Source organism: Rhodobaculum claviforme, assembly GCF_016653255.1.
GTDB lineage: Bacteria > Pseudomonadota > Alphaproteobacteria > Rhodobacterales > Rhodobacteraceae > Rhodobaculum > Rhodobaculum claviforme.
Window position 1 is genome coordinate 1 of record NZ_NHSD01000331.1, and the last position, 17,841, is coordinate 17,841.

The 17,841-nt window shown below is 70.2% G+C and carries 17 protein-coding genes, 2 tRNA genes and 1 pseudogene; 18 read left to right on the forward strand and 2 right to left on the reverse strand.

Going from position 1 to position 17,841, the window contains the following annotated elements; all coding sequences use genetic code 11:
* Positions 1–461: 461 nt before the first annotated feature.
* Positions 462–1,094, forward strand: coding sequence for a ParA family partition ATPase (gene parA, locus CCR87_RS16610; RefSeq protein WP_201158675.1), 633 nt, complete (start codon positions 462–464; stop codon positions 1,092–1,094).
* A gap of 510 nt (positions 1,095–1,604) precedes the next feature.
* Here the strand turns inward: parA and CCR87_RS16615 are convergent.
* Positions 1,605–1,680: transfer RNA gene (locus CCR87_RS16615), tRNA-Trp, on the reverse strand.
* Positions 1,681–1,868: 188 nt separating this feature from the next.
* Here CCR87_RS16615 and CCR87_RS17570 point away from each other — a divergent pair.
* Both CCR87_RS17570 and CCR87_RS16625 read left to right on the forward strand, forming a co-directional pair.
* Complete coding sequence (locus CCR87_RS17570; RefSeq protein ID WP_201158662.1) at positions 1,869–4,109, forward strand: mechanosensitive ion channel domain-containing protein; 2,241 nt, start codon at positions 1,869–1,871, stop codon at positions 4,107–4,109.
* 53 nt (positions 4,110–4,162) lie between these two features.
* Positions 4,163–4,236, forward strand: a tRNA-Cys gene (locus tag CCR87_RS16625).
* Between the two features lie 143 nt (positions 4,237–4,379).
* Here the strand turns inward: CCR87_RS16625 and CCR87_RS16630 are convergent.
* A complete protein-coding gene (locus CCR87_RS16630; RefSeq protein ID WP_201158663.1) occupies positions 4,380–6,839 on the reverse strand; it encodes a penicillin acylase family protein in 2,460 nt (819 codons plus the stop codon).
* Between the two features lie 94 nt (positions 6,840–6,933).
* Between CCR87_RS16630 and CCR87_RS16635 the strand changes: the two genes are divergently transcribed.
* From CCR87_RS16635 to nuoG, 15 genes and pseudogenes are all read left to right on the forward strand, one after another.
* Entirely contained in the window at positions 6,934–7,806 is an 873-nt protein-coding gene (locus tag CCR87_RS16635; RefSeq protein WP_201158664.1) for an NAD(P)-dependent oxidoreductase, read from the forward strand.
* Positions 7,807–7,815: 9 nt separating this feature from the next.
* Entirely contained in the window at positions 7,816–8,601 is a 786-nt protein-coding gene (locus CCR87_RS16640) for a crotonase/enoyl-CoA hydratase family protein (RefSeq protein WP_201158665.1), read from the forward strand.
* A gap of 181 nt (positions 8,602–8,782) precedes the next feature.
* Positions 8,783–9,148 carry an NADH-quinone oxidoreductase subunit A gene (locus tag CCR87_RS16645; RefSeq protein ID WP_201158666.1) on the forward strand — a complete coding sequence of 122 codons (366 nt, stop codon included), beginning with the start codon at positions 8,783–8,785 and terminating at the stop codon, positions 9,146–9,148.
* Positions 9,139–9,672 (forward strand): NuoB/complex I 20 kDa subunit family protein, encoded by a 534-nt coding sequence (locus CCR87_RS16650; protein ID WP_201158667.1) that lies wholly within the window; start codon positions 9,139–9,141, stop codon positions 9,670–9,672. Before CCR87_RS16645 ends, CCR87_RS16650 begins: the two co-directional genes overlap by 10 nt.
* A gap of 60 nt (positions 9,673–9,732) precedes the next feature.
* Complete coding sequence (locus CCR87_RS16655) at positions 9,733–10,386, forward strand: NADH-quinone oxidoreductase subunit C (protein WP_274609791.1); 654 nt, start codon at positions 9,733–9,735, stop codon at positions 10,384–10,386.
* Positions 10,386–10,601, forward strand: coding sequence for a hypothetical protein (locus CCR87_RS16660; protein ID WP_201158668.1), 216 nt, complete (start codon positions 10,386–10,388; stop codon positions 10,599–10,601). Before CCR87_RS16655 ends, CCR87_RS16660 begins: the two co-directional genes overlap by 1 nt.
* Complete coding sequence (locus CCR87_RS16665; RefSeq protein ID WP_201158669.1) at positions 10,601–11,824, forward strand: NADH-quinone oxidoreductase subunit D; 1,224 nt, start codon at positions 10,601–10,603, stop codon at positions 11,822–11,824. The genes CCR87_RS16660 and CCR87_RS16665 overlap by 1 nt, the downstream gene beginning before the upstream one ends.
* Positions 11,821–12,093, forward strand: a complete 273-nt coding sequence (locus CCR87_RS16670) for a hypothetical protein (protein WP_201158670.1) — start codon at positions 11,821–11,823, stop codon at positions 12,091–12,093. Before CCR87_RS16665 ends, CCR87_RS16670 begins: the two co-directional genes overlap by 4 nt.
* Positions 12,093–12,764: pseudogene (nuoE, locus tag CCR87_RS16675) on the forward strand (NADH-quinone oxidoreductase subunit NuoE); the annotation flags it as partial. The gene CCR87_RS16670 and the pseudogene nuoE, both read left to right, overlap by 1 nt.
* A 130-nt stretch (positions 12,765–12,894) precedes the next feature.
* Entirely contained in the window at positions 12,895–13,245 is a 351-nt protein-coding gene (locus CCR87_RS16680) for a hypothetical protein (protein WP_201158671.1), read from the forward strand.
* Between the two features lie 20 nt (positions 13,246–13,265).
* Positions 13,266–13,871: a helix-hairpin-helix domain-containing protein gene (locus tag CCR87_RS16685; protein ID WP_242512078.1), complete on the forward strand. Its 606-nt coding sequence runs from the start codon at positions 13,266–13,268 to the stop codon at positions 13,869–13,871.
* Positions 13,872–13,879: 8 nt separating this feature from the next.
* Entirely contained in the window at positions 13,880–14,104 is a 225-nt protein-coding gene (locus CCR87_RS16690; RefSeq protein ID WP_201158672.1) for a DUF5337 domain-containing protein, read from the forward strand.
* Positions 14,105–14,211: 107 nt separating this feature from the next.
* Positions 14,212–15,507: an NADH-quinone oxidoreductase subunit NuoF gene (gene nuoF, locus CCR87_RS16695; RefSeq protein WP_201158678.1), complete on the forward strand. Its 1,296-nt coding sequence runs from the start codon at positions 14,212–14,214 to the stop codon at positions 15,505–15,507.
* Positions 15,508–15,512: 5 nt separating this feature from the next.
* On the forward strand, positions 15,513–15,929 hold the full coding sequence (locus tag CCR87_RS16700; protein ID WP_207186679.1) for a DUF5333 family protein: 417 nt from the start codon (positions 15,513–15,515) through the stop codon (positions 15,927–15,929).
* A 14-nt stretch (positions 15,930–15,943) separates the two neighbouring features.
* Positions 15,944–17,841 (forward strand): NADH-quinone oxidoreductase subunit NuoG (gene nuoG / locus CCR87_RS16705; protein ID WP_201158674.1); only part of this gene is annotated, 1,898 nt, incomplete at its 3' end.

Below are 17,841 nucleotides of genomic sequence, written 5' to 3' on the forward strand. Positions count from 1 at the left end.
GCTCCGCGCCGAGCGTGAGGCACTGTCGACCCGCATCGACGAGTTCCGGCAGGCCGAGACCGCCGCCCCCGTGGACAGCAACAGGCACAGCAGGAGGGGCAAGGGGCGTGGCACCATGGGAACACTGAACTTAACGACAAACCGCCTTGGCAAAGTGTTCATCATGTTCCGATACGGTTCAATCGTTTTCAGGGCTTGCGCGCGCTTTCCTGCGGGGTGCGCGCCGGAGTGTGCGCGCGGTGTGGGCGTCCGCCGCCGTCCCGGCCTCGGCCCGAGGGCCGCAGGGATGGCCACGCGCCCCGATGCAGCGTCCGAATCAGCTGCGCGGCCGCGATCACCCGGGGGCGGCGGTGGGCATACCTGCCAGGACACCCACCCGCGACACCCGCCGGCCAAGACATCCGTGCATGTCCCGCCCGAGTCGGCTAGTCTGCCCCCTGGCTGCGGCGGACGAGGTGGCGATGGCGCATGTGATCACTGTGGCACAACAGAAGGGCGGCTCGGGCAAGACGACGCTCGCGATCAATCTGGCGGTGGCCATGGCGCAGCAGGGGGCGCGGGTGGCGCTGCTCGATACCGACCCGCAGGGCAGCCTTGGTCGCTGGTTCCTTGCCCGCCGCGACGGCGGGACCGAGGATTTCGAGTTCGCGACCGCCTCGGCCTGGGGGGTGTCGTATGAATGCGAGCGGTTGCAGCGGGGGGCGGATGTCGTGATCGTCGACACCCCGCCCAAGGCCGACGCCGACCTGCGCCCGGCGCTGCGCGTGGCCAGCCTTGTCGTTGTGCCGGTCTCCATGAGCCATATGGACATCTGGGCGACGGAAGGGGTGCTGGATCTGTGCCGGCGCGAGGGCAAGCGCGCGCTGGTGGTGCTGAACCGCACGCGGCCTGGAACCCGTCTGGCGGCCGAGGTGGGCGCCGCCGCCCGCGCGATGGAGGCCGATCTGGCCGAGGCGACGCTGGCCAACCGCGTTGCCTATGCCGAGGCGCTGGGCCGCGGCCGCGCCGCCGTCGAAGGCCCCCGCGCCGCCCCCGCCCGCGCCGAGGTCGGCGCGCTGCGGGCGGAGATCCTGGCCCTGATCGAGGCCGGCTAGGCCCCCTGCGGGCCGCGCGGCGGTCGGTCCGGGCGCGGGGTTGCCCGGGGTTCCGGCCTGTCGTTCCGGCCCTCGTTCCGGCCCTCGTTTCGGCAGGATCCAGCCCGCACCGCCACAGGCGGTCCACCCATGCCATCCGGCCGCCCGCCCGACCATGGCGATCCGGCACGCCGGACCGGCGCGGTCACGGGATTCCGTTCGGCTCCCCTGCGGGCCCGATGACCGGCAGGGCCAGCGGCGCGCCGCAGCGCCTCGATCACACCCTCGCCATTCCGGGCGTCCGCACGGAGGTCCAGCCCCGGCCGATGCACCGAGCGGCCCCGTCCGCGATCGGCCGCAGGCGGGGCGCGCGGCTGCGTCAGCCCCCTGTGCCGGGATCTCGAATCACTGGTCCGCAGGAAGGGCGCAAGGGGGGACGGCCCGGCTGGAACGCCTGTGCCGACCCGACATCACCGATAGGCCGCATGCCGGAACCGCCCCGGGCAAGTCAACGACCTGGTCTGGTGGATCTGGCAGGGGCAGAGGGACTCGAACCCCCGACCCTCGGTTTTGGAGACCGATGCTCTACCAACTGAGCTATACCCCTGTCGAGGCGCACGCGTATGCCAGCGGGGGGGCAAGATCAAGGCCTCAGTTTGCGCAGTGGCTGCGCGCGGGCACCGGATGGGCCCAGGATCGGCACAGGACGGGCCGGGGATGGGTGCAGGCGGGCCTCAGGTTTCGTTCGCGGGCCTCGGACGCTATGATCCGCCTCGGGAAACGAAAGAGGCCGTCATGCGTCATGCGATCCGGGGATGGGTGAGTGCTCTGGGGATTGTGCTCTGGTTGCCGCTGGCTGCGCTGGCGCAGACCGCCGCCGAGCCCCCCCGGGACCCCGCCGCGAACGGTGACGCGGCGCGCGCACTGGCCGATCTGCTGCGCGACGAAGGGGCGCGCGAGGCGCTGATCGCCCAGCTGCTGGCCAGCGCCGAGGCCGCGGGCGTCGCGCCCGAACCGGCCGCCCCGCCGACCGCGACACCCCTCGTGCGGGAAATCGCCGAGTACACCCGCGACCTGGGCGAGCAGGCCTCGAGCTTTGCCGTGGCCATCGGCCGGTCGGCGGGCGATGTGCTGTCGGTTGTCACCGGTGCGCAGGCGGTGGACTGGGCCGAGGTGCAGGCGGGGCTGGTGGCCGTGGCGCTGGTCGCGACGGTCACCCTGGGGCTGTTCTTTCTGGTGCGCCTGCCCAGTCACCGGTTCTTTCGCTACCTGTCGGAGCGGCGCGGCGCTGGCGGATGGCTGGTGTCCGGGGCGCGGCTGGTGGCGTTCGCGCTGACCGATGTGCTGGGCATCGTGATCGCCTGGGCGGGGGGCTATGCGGTGGCGCTGGCCACCGGCGAGACCGGCACGATGGAGATCCACCAGACGCTGTTCCTCAACGCCTTTCTGCTGATCGAGCTGGCCAAGGTCGTGCCCCGCGTGATGCTGGCCCCGCGCCATGGCCAGCTGCGCTTTGCGCCGATGTCGGACGAGACCGCCGCCTACTGGTATTTCTGGTCGTCGCGGCTGCTCAGCCTGCTGGGGTACGGGGTGCTGCTGGCGGTGCCGGTGGTGAATGCGGCGGTCTCGCCGACGGTGGGGCGCAGCCTGACGCTTCTGATCGTCGTGACCGCGCTGATGACGGCGGTGCTGATCGTCCTGCAGAACCGCGTGCCGGTGCGCGAGGCGCTGCGCGCGCGCAACCGGCGCGACCCCGACGATATCCTCGGACGGCTGATGGCGGGGGTGGGCCTGGTGTGGCACCTGCTGGCGATCGTCTATCTGGTGGCGCTGTTCGTGATCTGGTCGGCCAGCCCCGCCGACGCGCTGACCTTCATGCTGAAGGCGACGGTGCAGTCGGTGGTGGCTGTGGTCGCCGGGGTGGCGGCCACGGTGCTGATCGCGCGCGCCATCGCCGCCGGCCTGCGCCTGCCCGAGGACCTGCGCCACACCCTGCCGCTGCTGGAACGGCGGCTGAACGCCTTTGTGCCGGGGATGCTGCAACTGGTGCGGCTGGTGGTGGCGGCCGTCGTGCTGATCGCCATCGCGCAGGCCTGGCAGGTGATGGATTTCCTGGGCTGGCTGGCGTCCGAGGCCGGCAGCGACCTGGTCTCGCGGCTGGTGTCGGCGCTGCTGGTGTTGGTCGGGGCGCTGGCGCTGTGGCTGGGGGTGTCGTCGTTCATCGACTACCGCCTCAACCCCGAGGCCGGTCGGGCGCCCACGCCACGCGAACGCACGCTGTTTTCGCTGTTTCGCAACGCCTTTGTGGTGGTTCTGGTGGTGCTTGCGGGCATGCTGACGCTGGCGCAGCTGGGCATGAACATCGCGCCGCTGCTGGCGGGGGCCGGGGTCATCGGTCTTGCGGTCGCGTTCGGTGGCCAGAAGCTGGTGTCAGACGTGATCAACGGCGCCTTCATCCAGATCGAGAACGCCATGAACGAGGGCGATGTGGTCACCGTCGCCGGGATCACCGGCGTGGTGGAGCATCTGACCATCCGCTCGGTCGGGCTGCGGGACCTGTCGGGGACCTATCACCTGATCCCGTTCAGCGCGGTCGAGCAGGTGTCGAACTTCATGCGCGGGTTCGGCTATCATGTGGCCAACATCGGCGTGGCCTACCGCGAGGACGTCGGACAGGTCAAACGGCTGATGCAGGACGCTTTCGACCGGCTGCTGACCACCGAGCACGGTCCCCAGATCGTCGGCCCCTTCGAGATGCACGGTGTGGTGGAGCTTGGCGATTCCGCGGTGGTGGTCCGCGGCCGGATCAAGACGCAGCCGGGCATGCAATGGGGCATCGGCCGCGCCTATACCGAGCTGGTCAAGCAGGTCTTCGACGAGGCCGGGGTGGAGATCCCGTTCCCGCACATGACCCTCTACATGGGCGAGGGCGAACATGCCCGCCTGTTCCCCGGACATGCCGCGGGTTCGGGGGCGCTGATCCAGGGACCCGGGGCCCACCCCGAAACCGACCCTTCCCCGGACCAGGCCCGCTGAACCCCCACTCGCCCCTTGACCCCACCCGGGCCCAAATCTATCACACCCCACGGGGCGAGTTGGCGGAGTGGTTACGCAGCGGATTGCAAATCCGTGTACAGGAGTTCGAATCTCCTACTCGCCTCCATCCCCGGGCTTTCCTCCGTCATCTCCCTGCGTGCGCATGTGTCGGGTGCCGAGACAGGGGCAGACCGGCTGTCGCTGGTATGGCTTCAGTCTGGGCGCTTCAGTCTGGGCGGCCACGAGGGGCCGGCGGGCGTCGTCGCGGGCTCAGCGTGGGAGCAGGCGGGTGATGCCCACCGCGCCGCCGCGCGCAAGCTCGGGGTCCAGGGACATCGGGATGTAGTCGCCGCGCCGCCAGCGTTCGCCGAGGTCGTCGTAGTGGCGGCTGAGCGGGTGGCCCGACTGCCCCGTCGCAGTGATGAACACCGAGCTGTCGGGGTCGGCGAAGTCGTAGACCCCGCGATAGCCCGCGCCGTGGACGTTGTGGAAGGGATCGGGGCCGGTGCCCGCCGTGAGCCCGCGGTTCAGCGTGTGGTCCCCCCCCGAGGTCGACTGGCGGATGTTGACCAGATGGCGCAGCACGCGCACCTCGCCCAGGGCGGTGTGATCGTGGGTGGCCTGGTGGGCATCGCCCCAGCGCCAGCCCTCGGGGTTGTTGCCGAAACGCTCGGACAGCCAGAGCAGCGCGTCGTCGAGGGCCAGGCGCGCGATCTCGGCGCAGCTTTCCTGGCGCGAGGACTGGCGCACGTTGCACCACGCCGACGCCCCGTCGATGTCGCGGAACACCCGTTCGATGAACAGCGGCTCGACATGGGTGAAGCTGGCGGCCAGCGGGCCGAGCTCGTCGCGGATCAGGCGGTCCTGCAGCGCGCGCATCCAGGCGGCGTGGATCAGCGGCTCGGGCAGATGCTCGTTCATCTCGCCGTTCCAGTCGGCCAGCAGCGCCAGCGCGCGCTGGCGCAGGCGTTCGGGGGTGCCGGCCGGGGCGGCCTCGTCGGCGAACCACAGATCGCCCGCCACCAGCGGCAGCAGCGTGCGCGCGGCCTCGGACACCGTGTCGAGCTGCGCCTCGATGAAGCTGTCGCGGGTGTGCACCTCGCGGTCGCCCATCAGCCGGGTCCAGCGGCGGATGCGCTGGCTGTCGCCCCAGTCGTGGCTGACATGCAGCGGGAACGGGCGCGACAGCGGCTTGTTGTTGGTGTTGCCCAGCAGCCCGCCTTCGGGATCGACAAAGCCGGGGTTGGCCTCGAAGGGCAGGCGGCCCTGCCAGCGGTTTTCCGCGCGCCAGCCGGGGGTCGGCATGCGGCCCTCGGACTGGTGGCGGGCGTCGCGCCGGGGCATGGCACCCACGAGTTGCATGGCGATGCGCTCGCGGTCGGCCAGCATCAGCATCTGCGCGGGCGCCACATGCAGGGCCGCGGCCTCCAGCGCCGCGTCGATGGAGCGCGCCCGCATCAGCCGCATCGCCGCCGTCATCGTCGTGTCCGCGCCATCGAGCAGCGTCCACGCCAGCGACGCCACATGCCCCGGCGGCGTGATGGAGCCGAGATCGGCGTGGTGGCCCGGCAGCACCGGTCCGTTGTCGGTCCAGCGCAGCGTCAGCGTCAGGGGGGGCGCGTCGCGCACGCGCACGATGGTGCGGCGGGTGTCGAACTCGGCCCAGCCGTCGGGGGTGCGGTAGCGTCCGGGGGTGTCGGGGTCGAGCTGCTCGATATGGACGTCCTGATCGTCGAGATAGGCGGTCGTCAGCCCCCAGCCCAGCGCCGCGTTGCGCCCCGACAGCACGGCCGGAATGCCGGGGATGGTGGCGCCGATCACGCCCCCCGAGGTCAACTCCAGCCGCGCAAGGTACCAGATCGTCGGCGCGGTGAAGGGCAGGTGGGGGTCGTTGGCCAGGATCGTGCCCCCCGAGGCCGAGCGGGACGGCGCCGCGGCAAAGGCGTTGGACGCGCCGCCCAGCGGCGGCGGGAACATCGGCGACATCGGCGCGCGCGCCCAGTCCAGCGCGCTGTGATCGGGGCGCAGGTCGGGGAACAGCTCGGAGTATTCCGGCAGCGCGGCGACGCCCGCGCCGGGGGCATCGGGCATCAGGTCGCGCACGCGGTCTTCGTCCAGCACCAGCGACAGGCGCGCGCGCAGCACCTCGCGGTGCAGGTGGCTGGCGGTCTGCACCCCCATCAGCTTGATCAGCGCCAGCGAATCCGCCGGCTGCCACAGCGCCACCTCGGAGGGAAAGACGAAGAACTCGGGCGCGCCGCGGCCGCGGGCCTCGCGGTTGACGGTCTCGATCCAGGCGTTGACGCCGCGGGCATAGGCCTGCAGGGCTGCGCGGGTGTCGTCGTCCTGGGCTGCCACCGACGCGCGCGCCAGCCCCGCAAGGTCAAGCCGGCGCATCAGCTCGTCGGTGCGCAGGGTGCGCGGGCCGAACATCTCCGACAGGCGGCCCTGGGCGGTGCGGCGCATCAGCACCATCTGCCACAACCGGTCCTGCGCGTGGGCAAAGCCGAGGCCGAAGAACACGTCCGCGTCGGTTTCGGCAAAGATGTGGGGCACGTTGTTGGTGTCGCGCACGATCTCCACCTCCGCCTCCAGCCCGTCGAGGCGGTGCGTGGCCGCGTAGTCCGGCAGCGAGCGCGCGAGGAAGTGGTAGCCCAGCACCCCGGCCCCCGCGCCCAGCAGCGCAAGCCCGAGAAAGATCCGGATCATCCAGCGGAGAACGAGGAGCATGGCTTGCCTGTTGTTGCGCCTGCCGTCGGCGGCTAGGTAGACCCTCGATACCGCCCGTGCAATCGTCGGGCGCGCGACAAGGGGGGACAGCGACATGGCGAAACTGGCGTATCTGGGCCTGGGCGTGATGGGGGCGCCGATGGCGCGGCACCTCGCGGCGGCCGGCCACGATGTCTGCGTCTACAATCGCACCACCGCCAGGGCCGAGGCATGGGTGGCCGAACACGGCCACCGCCACGCCGCCACCCCCCGCGAGGCCGCCGAGGGCGCCGGGATCGTGCTGGCCTGCGTGGGCAACGACGACGACCTGCGCAGTGTCTGCCTGGGCGGGGACGGCGCGTTCGCGGGCATGGCCCGGGGCGCGGTGTTCGTCGATCACACAACCGTGTCGGCGCAGGTCACGCGCGAGCTGTCCGCCGCCGCGCGCGCGGCCGGGCTGGGATACATCGACGCGCCGGTCTCGGGCGGGCAGGCCGGCGCCGAAAACGGCGTGCTGTCGATCATGTGCGGCGGCTCGGAGGAGGATTTCGCGCGGGCCGAGCCGGTCATGGCCACCTATGCCCGGATCTGCCGGCGGCTGGGCGACAGCGGCGCGGGGCAGATCGCCAAGATGATGAACCAGATCTGCATCGCGGGCCTGGTGCAGGGCCTGGCCGAGGCGCTGCATTTCGGCGAACGCGCCGGCATGGACGGCCGCGCCGTGGTCGAGGTCATCAGCCAGGGCGCCGCGGGATCGTGGCAGATGGCCAACCGCCACGGGACCATGCTGGACGGCCAGTTCGAGCATGGCTTCGCCGTGGACTGGATGCGCAAGGATCTGGGCATCTGCCTGCGCGCCGCCGAGGAGCAGGGCGTGGCGCTGCCGGTCACCGCGCTGGTGGACCAGTTCTATGCCGAGGTGCAGGCGATGGGCGGGGGCCGGTGGGACACCTCCAGCCTGATCGCGCGCCTGCGCCGGTTCGACTGAGGCGCCGCGATGTCCTCCACGATCCGACTGGAGACCGATGCGCACGGCGTGGCCACGCTGACCTTGGACCGGCCCGACAAGCACAACGCCATGTCGGCCGAGATGATCGCCGATCTGCACGCCGCCGCCGATCGGCTGGGCCGGGACCCGGCCGTGCGGGTGGTGGTGCTGACCGGCGCGGGCGAGAGTTTCTGCGCGGGCGGGGATCTGGGCTGGATGAAGGCGCAGATGGCCGCCGACGGCCCCACCCGCGCGCGGGAGGCGCGCAAGCTGGCCGAGATGCTGGGCGCGCTGAACACCCTGCCCAAGCCGCTGATCGGGCGGGTGCAGGGGCAGGCCTTTGGCGGCGGCGTCGGGCTGATCTCGGTGTGCGACGTGGCCATCGGGGTGGCCGGCAGCCGGCTGGGGCTGACCGAAACGCGGCTGGGGCTGATTCCCGCCACCATCGGCCCCTATGTCGTGGCCCGCATGGGCGAGGCGATGGCGCGCCGGGTGTTCATGTCCGCCCGCCGCTTCACCGCCGAGGAAGGGGTGCGGCTGGGCCTGCTGGCCGACGCCGTGGCGCCCGATGCGCTGGACGAGGCGGTGGCGGCCGAGGTCGCGCCCTACCTCGCCGCCGCGCCCGGCGCGGTGGCCGAGGCCAAGGCGCTGGTGCGTCGCCTCGGCCCGCCGATCGACGCCGCCGCCATCGCCGAGAGCATCGAGGCGCTGGTGCGCTGCTGGGAAAGCCCCGAGAGCGCCGAGGGCATCGCCGCCTTTTTCGAGCGCCGCCCGCCGTCCTGGTCCGCGCGCTGAGGGCCATCGCGCGGGGTGCGACCCTCTGACGCATCCAATCTGTGTGCGGATGCATACAAACGGGGGCCGCGACGCTTTGGTGTCGCGGCCCGCCAGTCGCGGTTGACCGACAGGGGGGGGCGGCACTACCTTGTGGGTCAACCTGGTGCGAGCTGAACGACGCCAGCCGGAGGAACCGAACGTGGAAAACCTGCTCAGCGAATACCTGCCGATCCTCATCTTTCTCGGGGTCGCGGTGGGCTTCGGGCTGATCCTGCTTCTGTCTGCCCTGGTCGTCGCGGTCCGCCGCCCCGATCCGGAAAAGGTGTCGGCCTATGAATGCGGCTTCAACGCCTTTGACGACGCGCGGATGAAGTTCGACGTGCGATTCTACCTCGTCGCGATCCTGTTCATCATCTTCGACCTGGAGGTGGCGTTCCTGTTTCCCTGGGCGGTGGCCTTTGGCGAGATCTCGATGACGGCGTTCTGGTCGATGATGATCTTCCTGTTCGTGCTGACCGCCGGTTTCGCCTATGAGTGGAAGAAGGGAGCGATGGAATGGGAGTGAGCACGGCCGCCTTCGACGCCGGCGAGGACCGCGAGGTCACCACCCAGACCCTCAACAAGGAGTTGCAGGACAAGGGCTTCCTGCTGACCTCGGCGGAGGATGTGATCAACTGGGCGCGCAACGGCTCGTTGCACTGGATGACCTTTGGCCTGGCCTGTTGCGCGGTGGAGATGATGCACGTCGCCATGCCGCGCTATGACGTCGAACGCTATGGCACCGCACCGCGCGCCAGCCCGCGCCAGTCCGACCTGATGATCGTGGCGGGCACGCTGACCAACAAGATGGCGCCGGCGCTGCGCAAGGTCTACGACCAGATGCCCGAGCCGCGCTACGTCATCTCCATGGGGTCCTGCGCCAATGGCGGGGGGTACTACCATTACAGCTACAGCGTGGTGCGCGGCTGCGACCGCGTGGTGCCGGTGGACATCTATGTGCCCGGCTGCCCGCCCACGGCCGAGGCGCTGCTGTACGGAATCCTGCAATTGCAGCGCAAGATCCGGCGCACCGGCACGCTGGTACGCTGACGGCGGTACGCTGACGGTGCGGACCCGCCCGCCCATCCAAGTGATCCGAGAGGCATCGCAATGGCCGACCACATCTTTGCCCCCGCCATGGGCTCCGACGAGCAGCTGGAGGTCCTGGCCGAGCATATCGAGATGCGCCACGAGGCCGAGGTGGCCGAACGCATCCTCGCCCATGGCGAGCTGACGCTGCGCATCGCCCCCGGCGCGGTGCTGGAGGTGGTGCGCTTCCTCAAGGAGGATCCGGCGTGCAACTTCGGCACGCTGGTGGACATCACGGCGGTGGATTATCCCGAGCGCCCCAAGCGTTTCGACGTGGTCTATCACTTCCTGTCGATGTGGCAGAACCACCGCATCCGGTTGAAGCTGGCGGTGGGCGAGGACGAGATGGTGCCCTCGATCACCACGCTGCACCCCAGCGCCGGCTGGTTCGAGCGCGAGGTGTTCGACATGTTCGGCATCCTGTTCTCGGGGCATCCCGACCTGCGGCGCATCCTCACCGACTATGGCTTTCGCGGCCATCCGCTGCGCAAGGACTTCCCCACCACCGGCTACACCGAGGTGCGCTACGACGAGGGCCTGAAGCGCGTCGTCTACGAGCCGGTGTCCCTGGTGCAGGAATACCGGCAGTTCGATTTCATGAGCCCCTGGGAAGGCGCGGACTACATCCTTCCGGGGGACGAGAAGACGGGCGACGCCAAGCCGGGACGGGGGTGATGGAGGTGCTGGTCTTCATCGTGCTTGCGGCGCTGACGGTGATCCCGCTGATGAAGCTGCTGCCGCTGTTCGACATCAACCCCTACTGGTCACTGGTGGTGATCGTGCCGCTGGGACTGATCGTGCTGTTGTGGGTCATGGCGGCGCGGATCGACAGGCTGACGGGTGCGGGCAATGGCACGGGCAGCGGCCCGGCCAAGGGAAGGAACGACTGATGGACGGAGACATTCTGCGCGACGCCCGCGGTGACGTGATCACCAAGGAGCAGAAGATCCGCAACTTCAACCTGAACTTCGGCCCGCAACACCCTGCGGCGCACGGGGTTCTTCGGCTTGTCCTGGAGCTGGACGGAGAGATCGTGGAGCGCTGCGATCCCCACATCGGCCTGCTGCATCGCGGCACCGAGAAGCTGATGGAAAGCCGCACCTATCTCCAGAACCTGCCCTATTTCGACCGGCTGGATTACGTCGCCCCGATGAACCAGGAACACGCCTGGTGCCTGGCGATCGAGAAGCTGACGGGGGTGGAGGTGCCGCGCCGGGCCTCGCTTCTGCGGGTGCTGTTCGCGGAAATCGGCCGGGTGCTGAGCCATCTTCTGAACGTCACCACCCAGGCGATGGACGTGGGCGCGCTGACGCCGCCGTTGTGGGGTTTCGAGGAGCGCGAGAAGCTGATGGTGTTCTGCGAGCGCGCCTGCGGGGCCCGCCTGCATGCCGCCTATTTCCGCCCCGGCGGCGTGCACCAGGACATCCCCGAGGCGTTGCTCGACGACATCGAGGCGTGGATGGAGACGTTCCCCAGGGTTCTCGATGACATCGCCGACCTGCTGAACGAGAACCGGATCTTCAAGCAGCGCAACTGCGACATCGGCGTGGTGAACCAGCAGGAGATCCTCGACTGGGGGTTCTCGGGGGTGATGGCGCGCGGCTCGGGCCTGGCCTGGGATCTGCGGCGCGCGCAGCCCTATGAATGCTATGACGAGTTCGAGTTCCAGATCCCGGTGGGCAAGAACGGCGACTGCTACGACCGCTATCTGTGCCGCATGGCCGAGATCACCGAGAGCCTGAAGATCATGCGCCAGTGCATCGCCAAGCTGCGCGTGACCCCGGGCGACGTGCTGGCGCGCGGCAAGATCACGCCGCCGCCGCGGCGCGAGATGAAGACCTCGATGGAGGCGCTGATCCATCACTTCAAGCTCTACACCGAGGGCTTCCACGTCCCCGAGGGCGAGGTCTATGCCGCGGTTGAGGCACCGAAGGGCGAGTTCGGCGTTTACCTGGTGGGGGATGGCACCAACAAGCCCTACCGCGCCAAGATCCGTGCGCCCGGGTATCTGCACCTTCAGGCGATGGACCATGTCTGCAAGGGCCACCAGCTGGCCGACGTGGCCGCCATCATCGGCACCATGGATGTCGTGTTCGGAGAGATCGACCGATGAAACCTGTTCTGTTCGCCACCCTGCTGGCCACCGTTGCCGCCCCCGCCCTGGCCGAGCCCAGCGCGGCGGAAATCGACACCTTCGTCGCCGCGGTGGAGCAGATCGGCTGCATCGTGCAGACCGACGCCCAGGCGTCGGCCATCGAGGCCGCGACCGGCTTCAACGACGCCAAGCTGGCCGAGATCGTGGCGGTTCTGCTGGCGGACGGCCGCGCCGTCGTGCCGGCCTCGGCCGAGGGGCTGCGGCTGACCACCGAGGCGTGCACCTGATGCTGCGCCGTCTGCACCCCGATCAGCCCGAAAGCTTCGCCTTCACCCCCGCCAACCAGGCCTGGGCCGAGGCGCAGGTCGCCAAGTTCCCCGAGGGCCGCCAGGCCAGCGCCATCATCCCGCTGTTGTGGCGCGCCCAGGAGCAGGAGGGGTGGCTGACGCGCCCCGCCATCGAGCATGTCGCGGGGATGCTGGGCATGGCCTACATCCGCGCGCTGGAGGTGGCGACCTTCTACTTCATGTTCCAGCTGTCGCCCGTGGGCTCCGTCGCGCATGTGCAGGTGTGCGGCACCACGCCGTGCATGCTGTGCGGGTCCGAGGATCTGGTGGCGGTGTGCAAGGAGCGCATTGCGAAGCGCCCGCACGCGCTGTCGGCCGACGGCAAGTTCAGCTGGGAGGAAGTCGAGTGCCTCGGCGCCTGCGCCAACGCGCCGATGGCCCAGATCGGCAAGGATTACTACGAGGACCTGACGGCCGAGCGGCTGGGCTGGATCCTCGATGAGCTGGCCGCGGGTCGGGTGCCGCCGCCCGGGTCCCAGTCCGGCCGGTTCGCCAGCGAGCCCGCCGGCGGCGCCACCACGCTGACCGAGGGCGCGCGGCTCGCGCACAACGCCTCGGTCGATCTGGCGCTGGCGCTCGGGGATACGGTCAAGCGGATCGACGGGACGGAACGTCGGGGATGACGGGGGTATGTGTCAGATGGATTGGACAGTGAGGCTGTAAACCACACAAGACAGCGCCGCACGGACGCGTTACACTTGGTCGCGCAACTTTGCGTCAACCAAGCGTGGGAGAAAGACCATGGCGACCAAGCAAAAAGCCACCCTCGAGACCCTTGTTTTCAGCTGGGGCAGCGCCGCGGGCCTTGCGGCCCTTGTGTGGGTGCTCCTGCTCGTGCTGGGCGGGTGGGGCGTGATCCAGGCCATCTTCATGGCGGCCGTGGTGTTCGTCAGCGTGGGGCTGTTCAACTACTTCATCTTTGCCCGGCCGACGCCGCCGCTGGCCGGCAGCTTCCCGCTCGGGGTGGCGCCGGGCAGCGGGCGCGCCCCGCAGGCGGCCCAGCGGACGGCGGCCGCAGCGCCGGCACCCAAGACCGAAGCCAAGCCCGCGGCGCGGGCGGCAACCACCGGCGACGAGACCGCCGGGACCTGAATCAGGGAGACGTGCAGCGGATGGATGAACGACAGAAGAACGCCCTTGCCCGACGGCAGAAGTTCCTGTGCGGCCTGACGTGCTGGGCCGTGGCGGGGTTCGTGGCCCTCGTGCTCGTGATCGCGCTGTTGCGCAGCGAGGCATGGAGCTTCGTCCAGGCGGTGTTTGCCGCGGGGGTGGTGTTCCTTGCGTCGGGGGCGGTGTTCACGCTGCTGTTCTGCCGTCCGCTGCCGGGTCCGGTGCCCGTCGGATCGGCGGGGCGTGCGCCCTCTGCGTCGCAGCCGATGGCCGCGCCGTCGGCGGCGCCCCCCGCAGCACAGCCCGCCGCATCCCCGGAGGCGGCGCCGACCGCGGCCGCCGGGGATGCGCCCGCGGGTGCGGCGACGGATGCGGTGGAGGACCTCCAGCGCATCCGTGGCGTCGGCCCCAAGCTGGCGCAGAGCCTGCTGGATCGCGGCGTGACGGGCGTTGCCCAGATCGCGCAGTGGTCCGAGGCCGATGTCGCGTGGTGGGACGAGAACCTGGAGGGGTTCCGGGGCCGTGTCAGCCGTGACGGCTGGGTGGAGCAGGCCAGTGCCCTGGTGGCGCAGGACGCAGCCGAAGGGGACGCTGCGCGCAACGGATGAGGGGAGCGATGCGCAGGCCGGATGATGACGAGCGCGCCCAGGGGGCGCAGGCACGGATGGTCGCGACCGTGATGGCCGGGACCATGCTGTTCTGGATGGGCGCCCAGTGGCTGGGCGGCGAGATGGGCTGGGAGGCGCGGTTCGTCTTCCTGTTCGACCTGATGGCGCTGGCGGCCTTTGGCTGGGCGCTGTTCGTGACCTGGCGGCTCTGGAGGAACCGGGGCGGCAACTGATCGCAGGCGCTTGACGGGGCGGCCCATCGGCCGACGTGACAGGTGACATGCAATTTCTGTCTGCCGCGGGCGCCGCGGCGGGTGACACTGGAACCGGGGACCGACGGATGCTCAAGGACGAGGACCGTATCTTTACCAACCTTTACGGCATGTACGACCGCTCTCTGAAGGGGGCGCGGTCGCGTGGCCAGTGGGATGGCACCGGGGCCCTGATCCAGAAGGGCCGCGACTGGATCATCGATGAGATGAAGGCCAGCGGATTGCGCGGACGCGGCGGGGCGGGCTTTCCCACCGGGCTGAAGTGGTCCTTCATGCCCAAGGAGAGCGACGGGCGCCCGGCCTATCTGGTGGTCAATGCCGACGAGAGCGAGCCGGGCACCTGCAAGGACCGCGAGATCATGCGCCACGATCCGCACACGCTGATCGAGGGGTGCCTGATCGCGTCGTTCGCGATGAACGCGCATGCCTGCTACATCTACATCCGCGGCGAATACATCCGCGAGCGTGAGGCGCTGCAAGCCGCCATCGACGAATGCTACGAGGCGGGCCTGCTGGGCCGCAACGCCGCGAAATCCGGCTGGGATTTCGATCTGTACCTCGCCCACGGCGCCGGCGCCTATATCTGCGGCGAGGAAACCGCGCTGCTGGAGAGCCTGGAGGGGCGCAAGGGCATGCCGCGCATGAAGCCGCCGTTTCCGGCGGGCGCGGGCCTTTACGGCTGTCCGACCACGGTGAACAACGTCGAATCGATTGCCGTCGTGCCGACCATCCTGCGCCGTGGCGCGCAGTGGTTCGCGGGCTTCGGGCGACCCAACAACGCGGGCACCAAGATCTTTGCGATCTCGGGCCATGTGAACCGCCCCTGCGTGGTCGAGGAGGAGATGTCGATCCCCTTCCGCGAGCTGATCGACCGTCATTGCGGCGGGATTCGCGGCGGGTGGGGCAACCTCAAGGCGGTGATCCCCGGTGGCGCCTCGGTGCCGCTGCTTCCGGCCGGCACGATCAGTGACGGGATCATGGATTTCGACTGGCTGCGCGAACACCAGTCGGGCCTGGGCACGGCGGCCGTGATCGTGATGGATCAGAGCACCGACGTCATCAAGGCGATCTGGCGGCTTGCGAAATTCTACAAGCACGAAAGCTGCGGCCAGTGCACGCCCTGCCGCGAGGGCACCGGCTGGATGATGCGCGTGATGGAGCGGCTGGTGTCGGGCGAGGCCGACCCGTCCGAGATCGACATGCTGCTCGATGTCACCAAGCAGGTGGAGGGCCACACGATCTGCGCCCTCGGCGATGCCGCCGCCTGGCCGATCCAGGGGCTGATGCGCCACTTCCGCCCCGAGGTGGAGGCTCGCATCGCCAATCGGCGCAGCCGTCCGGCCGCCGCGGTGGCCGCGGAGTGACCGCCGTGGCCGCCCTGCGGCCGGTGCTGCTGGCGCTGGGCCTCGGGCTGGCGGTGTCGGCCCCTGCGGCGGGCGCCGAGCCTGCGCCGCTGCGCGAGGATGCGCACATCGACGGCCGCCTTCTGGCGGCGGCGATCGGCGACGAGATCCGGCGCAACTGCCCCACCATCTCGGAGCGCCGCTGGGTGGTGCGCGCCGAGGCGCTGAAGCTTTACAACCGCGCCATCGCGCTGGGGCACACCCGCCGCAGCATCGAGGCGTATCTCGACGATCCCGAGGCCCGCGCCGCGATGGAGCGCCGCCGCGACGCCTGGCTGGCCGCCAATGGTGTGGTGGCGGGCGACGCCGACAGCTATTGCCGCGCGGGCCTGCGCGAGATCGACCAGGGAAGCTATCTCGGCTCGCTGATGCGGGTCGACTGACCGGGGACGGAGCCATGACCGAGTTGCGAAAGATCATCATCGACGGCCACGAGATCGAGGCCCCGCCCGAGATGACCCTGATCCAGGCCTGCGAGCTGGCGGGGATCGAGATCCCGCGGTTCTGCTACCACGAACGGCTGTCCATCGCGGGCAACTGCCGGATGTGCCTGGTGGAGGTCGTGGGCGGCCCGCCCAAGCCCGCCGCCAGCTGTGCGATGCAGGTCAAGGACATGCGCCCCGGGCCCGATGGCGCGCCGCCGGTGGTCAGGACGAACTCGCCCATGGTCAAGAAGGCGCGCGAGGGGGTGATGGAGTTCCTGCTCATCAACCACCCCCTCGACTGTCCGATCTGCGACCAGGGCGGGGAATGCGACCTGCAGGACCAGGCGATGGCCTATGGCGTGGATTTCAGCCGCTATCGCGAGCCCAAGCGCGCGACCGAGGATCTGGACCTCGGCCCGCTCGTGGAAACCCACATGACGCGCTGCATCTCCTGCACGCGCTGCGTGCGCTTCACCACCGAGGTGGCGGGCGTGTCGGTGATGGGCCAGACCGGCCGCGGCGAGGATGCGGAGATCACCACCTATCTGGGCGCGCTGATCGACAGCGAGCTGTCGGGCAACATCATCGACCTGTGCCCGGTGGGGGCGCTGGTGTCCAAACCCTACGCCTTCACCGCGCGCCCCTGGGAGCTGACCAAGACCGAGACCATCGACGTGATGGACGGCCTCGGCGCGAATATCCGGGTGGACGCCAAGGGCCGCGAGGTCATGCGCATCCTGCCACGCAACCACGACGGCGTGAACGAGGAATGGATCAGCGACAAGACCCGCTTCGTCTGGGACGGGCTGCGTCGCCAGCGGCTGGACCGGCCCTATGTGCGCAGCAATGGCAAGCTGCGCGCGGCCACCTGGCCCGAGGCGCTGGCGGCGGCCGCGACGGCGATGAAGGGGCGGCGGGTTGCGGGCCTCGTGGGCGATCTGGCCCCGGTGGAGGCCGCCTGGGCGCTGCGCCTGCTGGTCGAGGGGCAGGGCGGCCAGGTGGAGTGCCGCACCGACGGTGCGCATCTGCCCGCGCACAACCGCTCGGCCCATGTCGGCACGGCGGCGATCGAGGACATCGACGCGGCGCGCCGGATCTGGCTGATCGGCACCAACCCGCGGACCGAGGCGCCGGTGCTCAACGCGCGCATCCGCAAGGCCTGGACCCTGGGCGCCGAGGTGCACCGCGTGGGCCCGCCGGCCGATCTGACCTATGACGTGACAGACCACGGGGCCGACCGAGCGGCGCTTGCGCAGCTGGTCCGGGACGCCGCGGGCGACGACACGCCCGGTGTGGTCATCGTGGGGCAGGGGGCGTTGACGGGGACCGATGGCGCGGCGGTGCTGGGCCATGCGATGGCGCTGGCCGAGGCCACGGGGGCGGGCTTCCTGGTGCTGCACACCGCGGCTGGGCGCGTGGGCGCGATGGATGCGGGCTGCGTCAGCGACGGCGGAATGGCGGCGCTGCTGGAGGGGGCGGAGGTGATCCTCAACCTCGGGGCCGACGAGGTCGACATTCCGGCCGGGTCGACCGTGATCTATCAGGGCAGCCACGGCGACCGGGGCGCGCACCGGGCCGACATCATCCTGCCGGCCGCCGCCTGGACCGAGGAGCCGGGCCTGTTCGTCAACACCGAAGGCCGCCCGCAACTGGCGCTGCGCGCGGGGTTCGCCCCGGGCGAAGCCAAGGAGAACTGGGCCATCCTGCGCGCGCTGTCGGGCGAGATCGGCACGCGCCTGCCGTTCGATTCGCTGCCCGAGCTGCGCCGCAAGCTGGTGGAGGCGGTGCCGCACCTTGGGCGAATCGATGACGTACCGGCCAACGACTGGCAGCCGCTGCCGCCGGGCACGCTGGGGGAGGGGGCGTTTGC

Excerpts from the sequence above, each read along its gene's own strand:
- CCR87_RS16655 (WP_274609791.1), top strand. The coding sequence starts at position 9,733 with ATGGCCGACCACATCTTTGCCCCCGCCATGGGCTCCGACGAGCAGCTG.
- parA (WP_201158675.1), top strand. The coding sequence starts at position 462 with ATGGCGCATGTGATCACTGTGGCACAACAGAAGGGCGGCTCGGGCAAG.
- CCR87_RS16690 (WP_201158672.1), top strand. The coding sequence starts at position 13,880 with ATGCGCAGGCCGGATGATGACGAGCGCGCCCAGGGGGCGCAGGCACGG.
- CCR87_RS17570 (WP_201158662.1), top strand. The coding sequence starts at position 1,869 with ATGCGTCATGCGATCCGGGGATGGGTGAGTGCTCTGGGGATTGTGCTC.
- CCR87_RS16670 (WP_201158670.1), top strand. The coding sequence starts at position 11,821 with ATGAAACCTGTTCTGTTCGCCACCCTGCTGGCCACCGTTGCCGCCCCC.
- CCR87_RS16635 (WP_201158664.1), top strand. The coding sequence starts at position 6,934 with ATGGCGAAACTGGCGTATCTGGGCCTGGGCGTGATGGGGGCGCCGATG.
- nuoF (WP_201158678.1), top strand. The coding sequence starts at position 14,212 with ATGCTCAAGGACGAGGACCGTATCTTTACCAACCTTTACGGCATGTAC.
- CCR87_RS16680 (WP_201158671.1), top strand. The coding sequence starts at position 12,895 with ATGGCGACCAAGCAAAAAGCCACCCTCGAGACCCTTGTTTTCAGCTGG.
- CCR87_RS16685 (WP_242512078.1), top strand. The coding sequence starts at position 13,266 with ATGGATGAACGACAGAAGAACGCCCTTGCCCGACGGCAGAAGTTCCTG.
- CCR87_RS16665 (WP_201158669.1), top strand. The coding sequence starts at position 10,601 with ATGGACGGAGACATTCTGCGCGACGCCCGCGGTGACGTGATCACCAAG.
- CCR87_RS16640 (WP_201158665.1), top strand. The coding sequence starts at position 7,816 with ATGTCCTCCACGATCCGACTGGAGACCGATGCGCACGGCGTGGCCACG.
- CCR87_RS16660 (WP_201158668.1), top strand. The coding sequence starts at position 10,386 with ATGGAGGTGCTGGTCTTCATCGTGCTTGCGGCGCTGACGGTGATCCCG.
- CCR87_RS16650 (WP_201158667.1), top strand. The coding sequence starts at position 9,139 with ATGGGAGTGAGCACGGCCGCCTTCGACGCCGGCGAGGACCGCGAGGTC.
- CCR87_RS16630 (WP_201158663.1), bottom strand. The coding sequence starts at position 6,839 with ATGCTCCTCGTTCTCCGCTGGATGATCCGGATCTTTCTCGGGCTTGCG.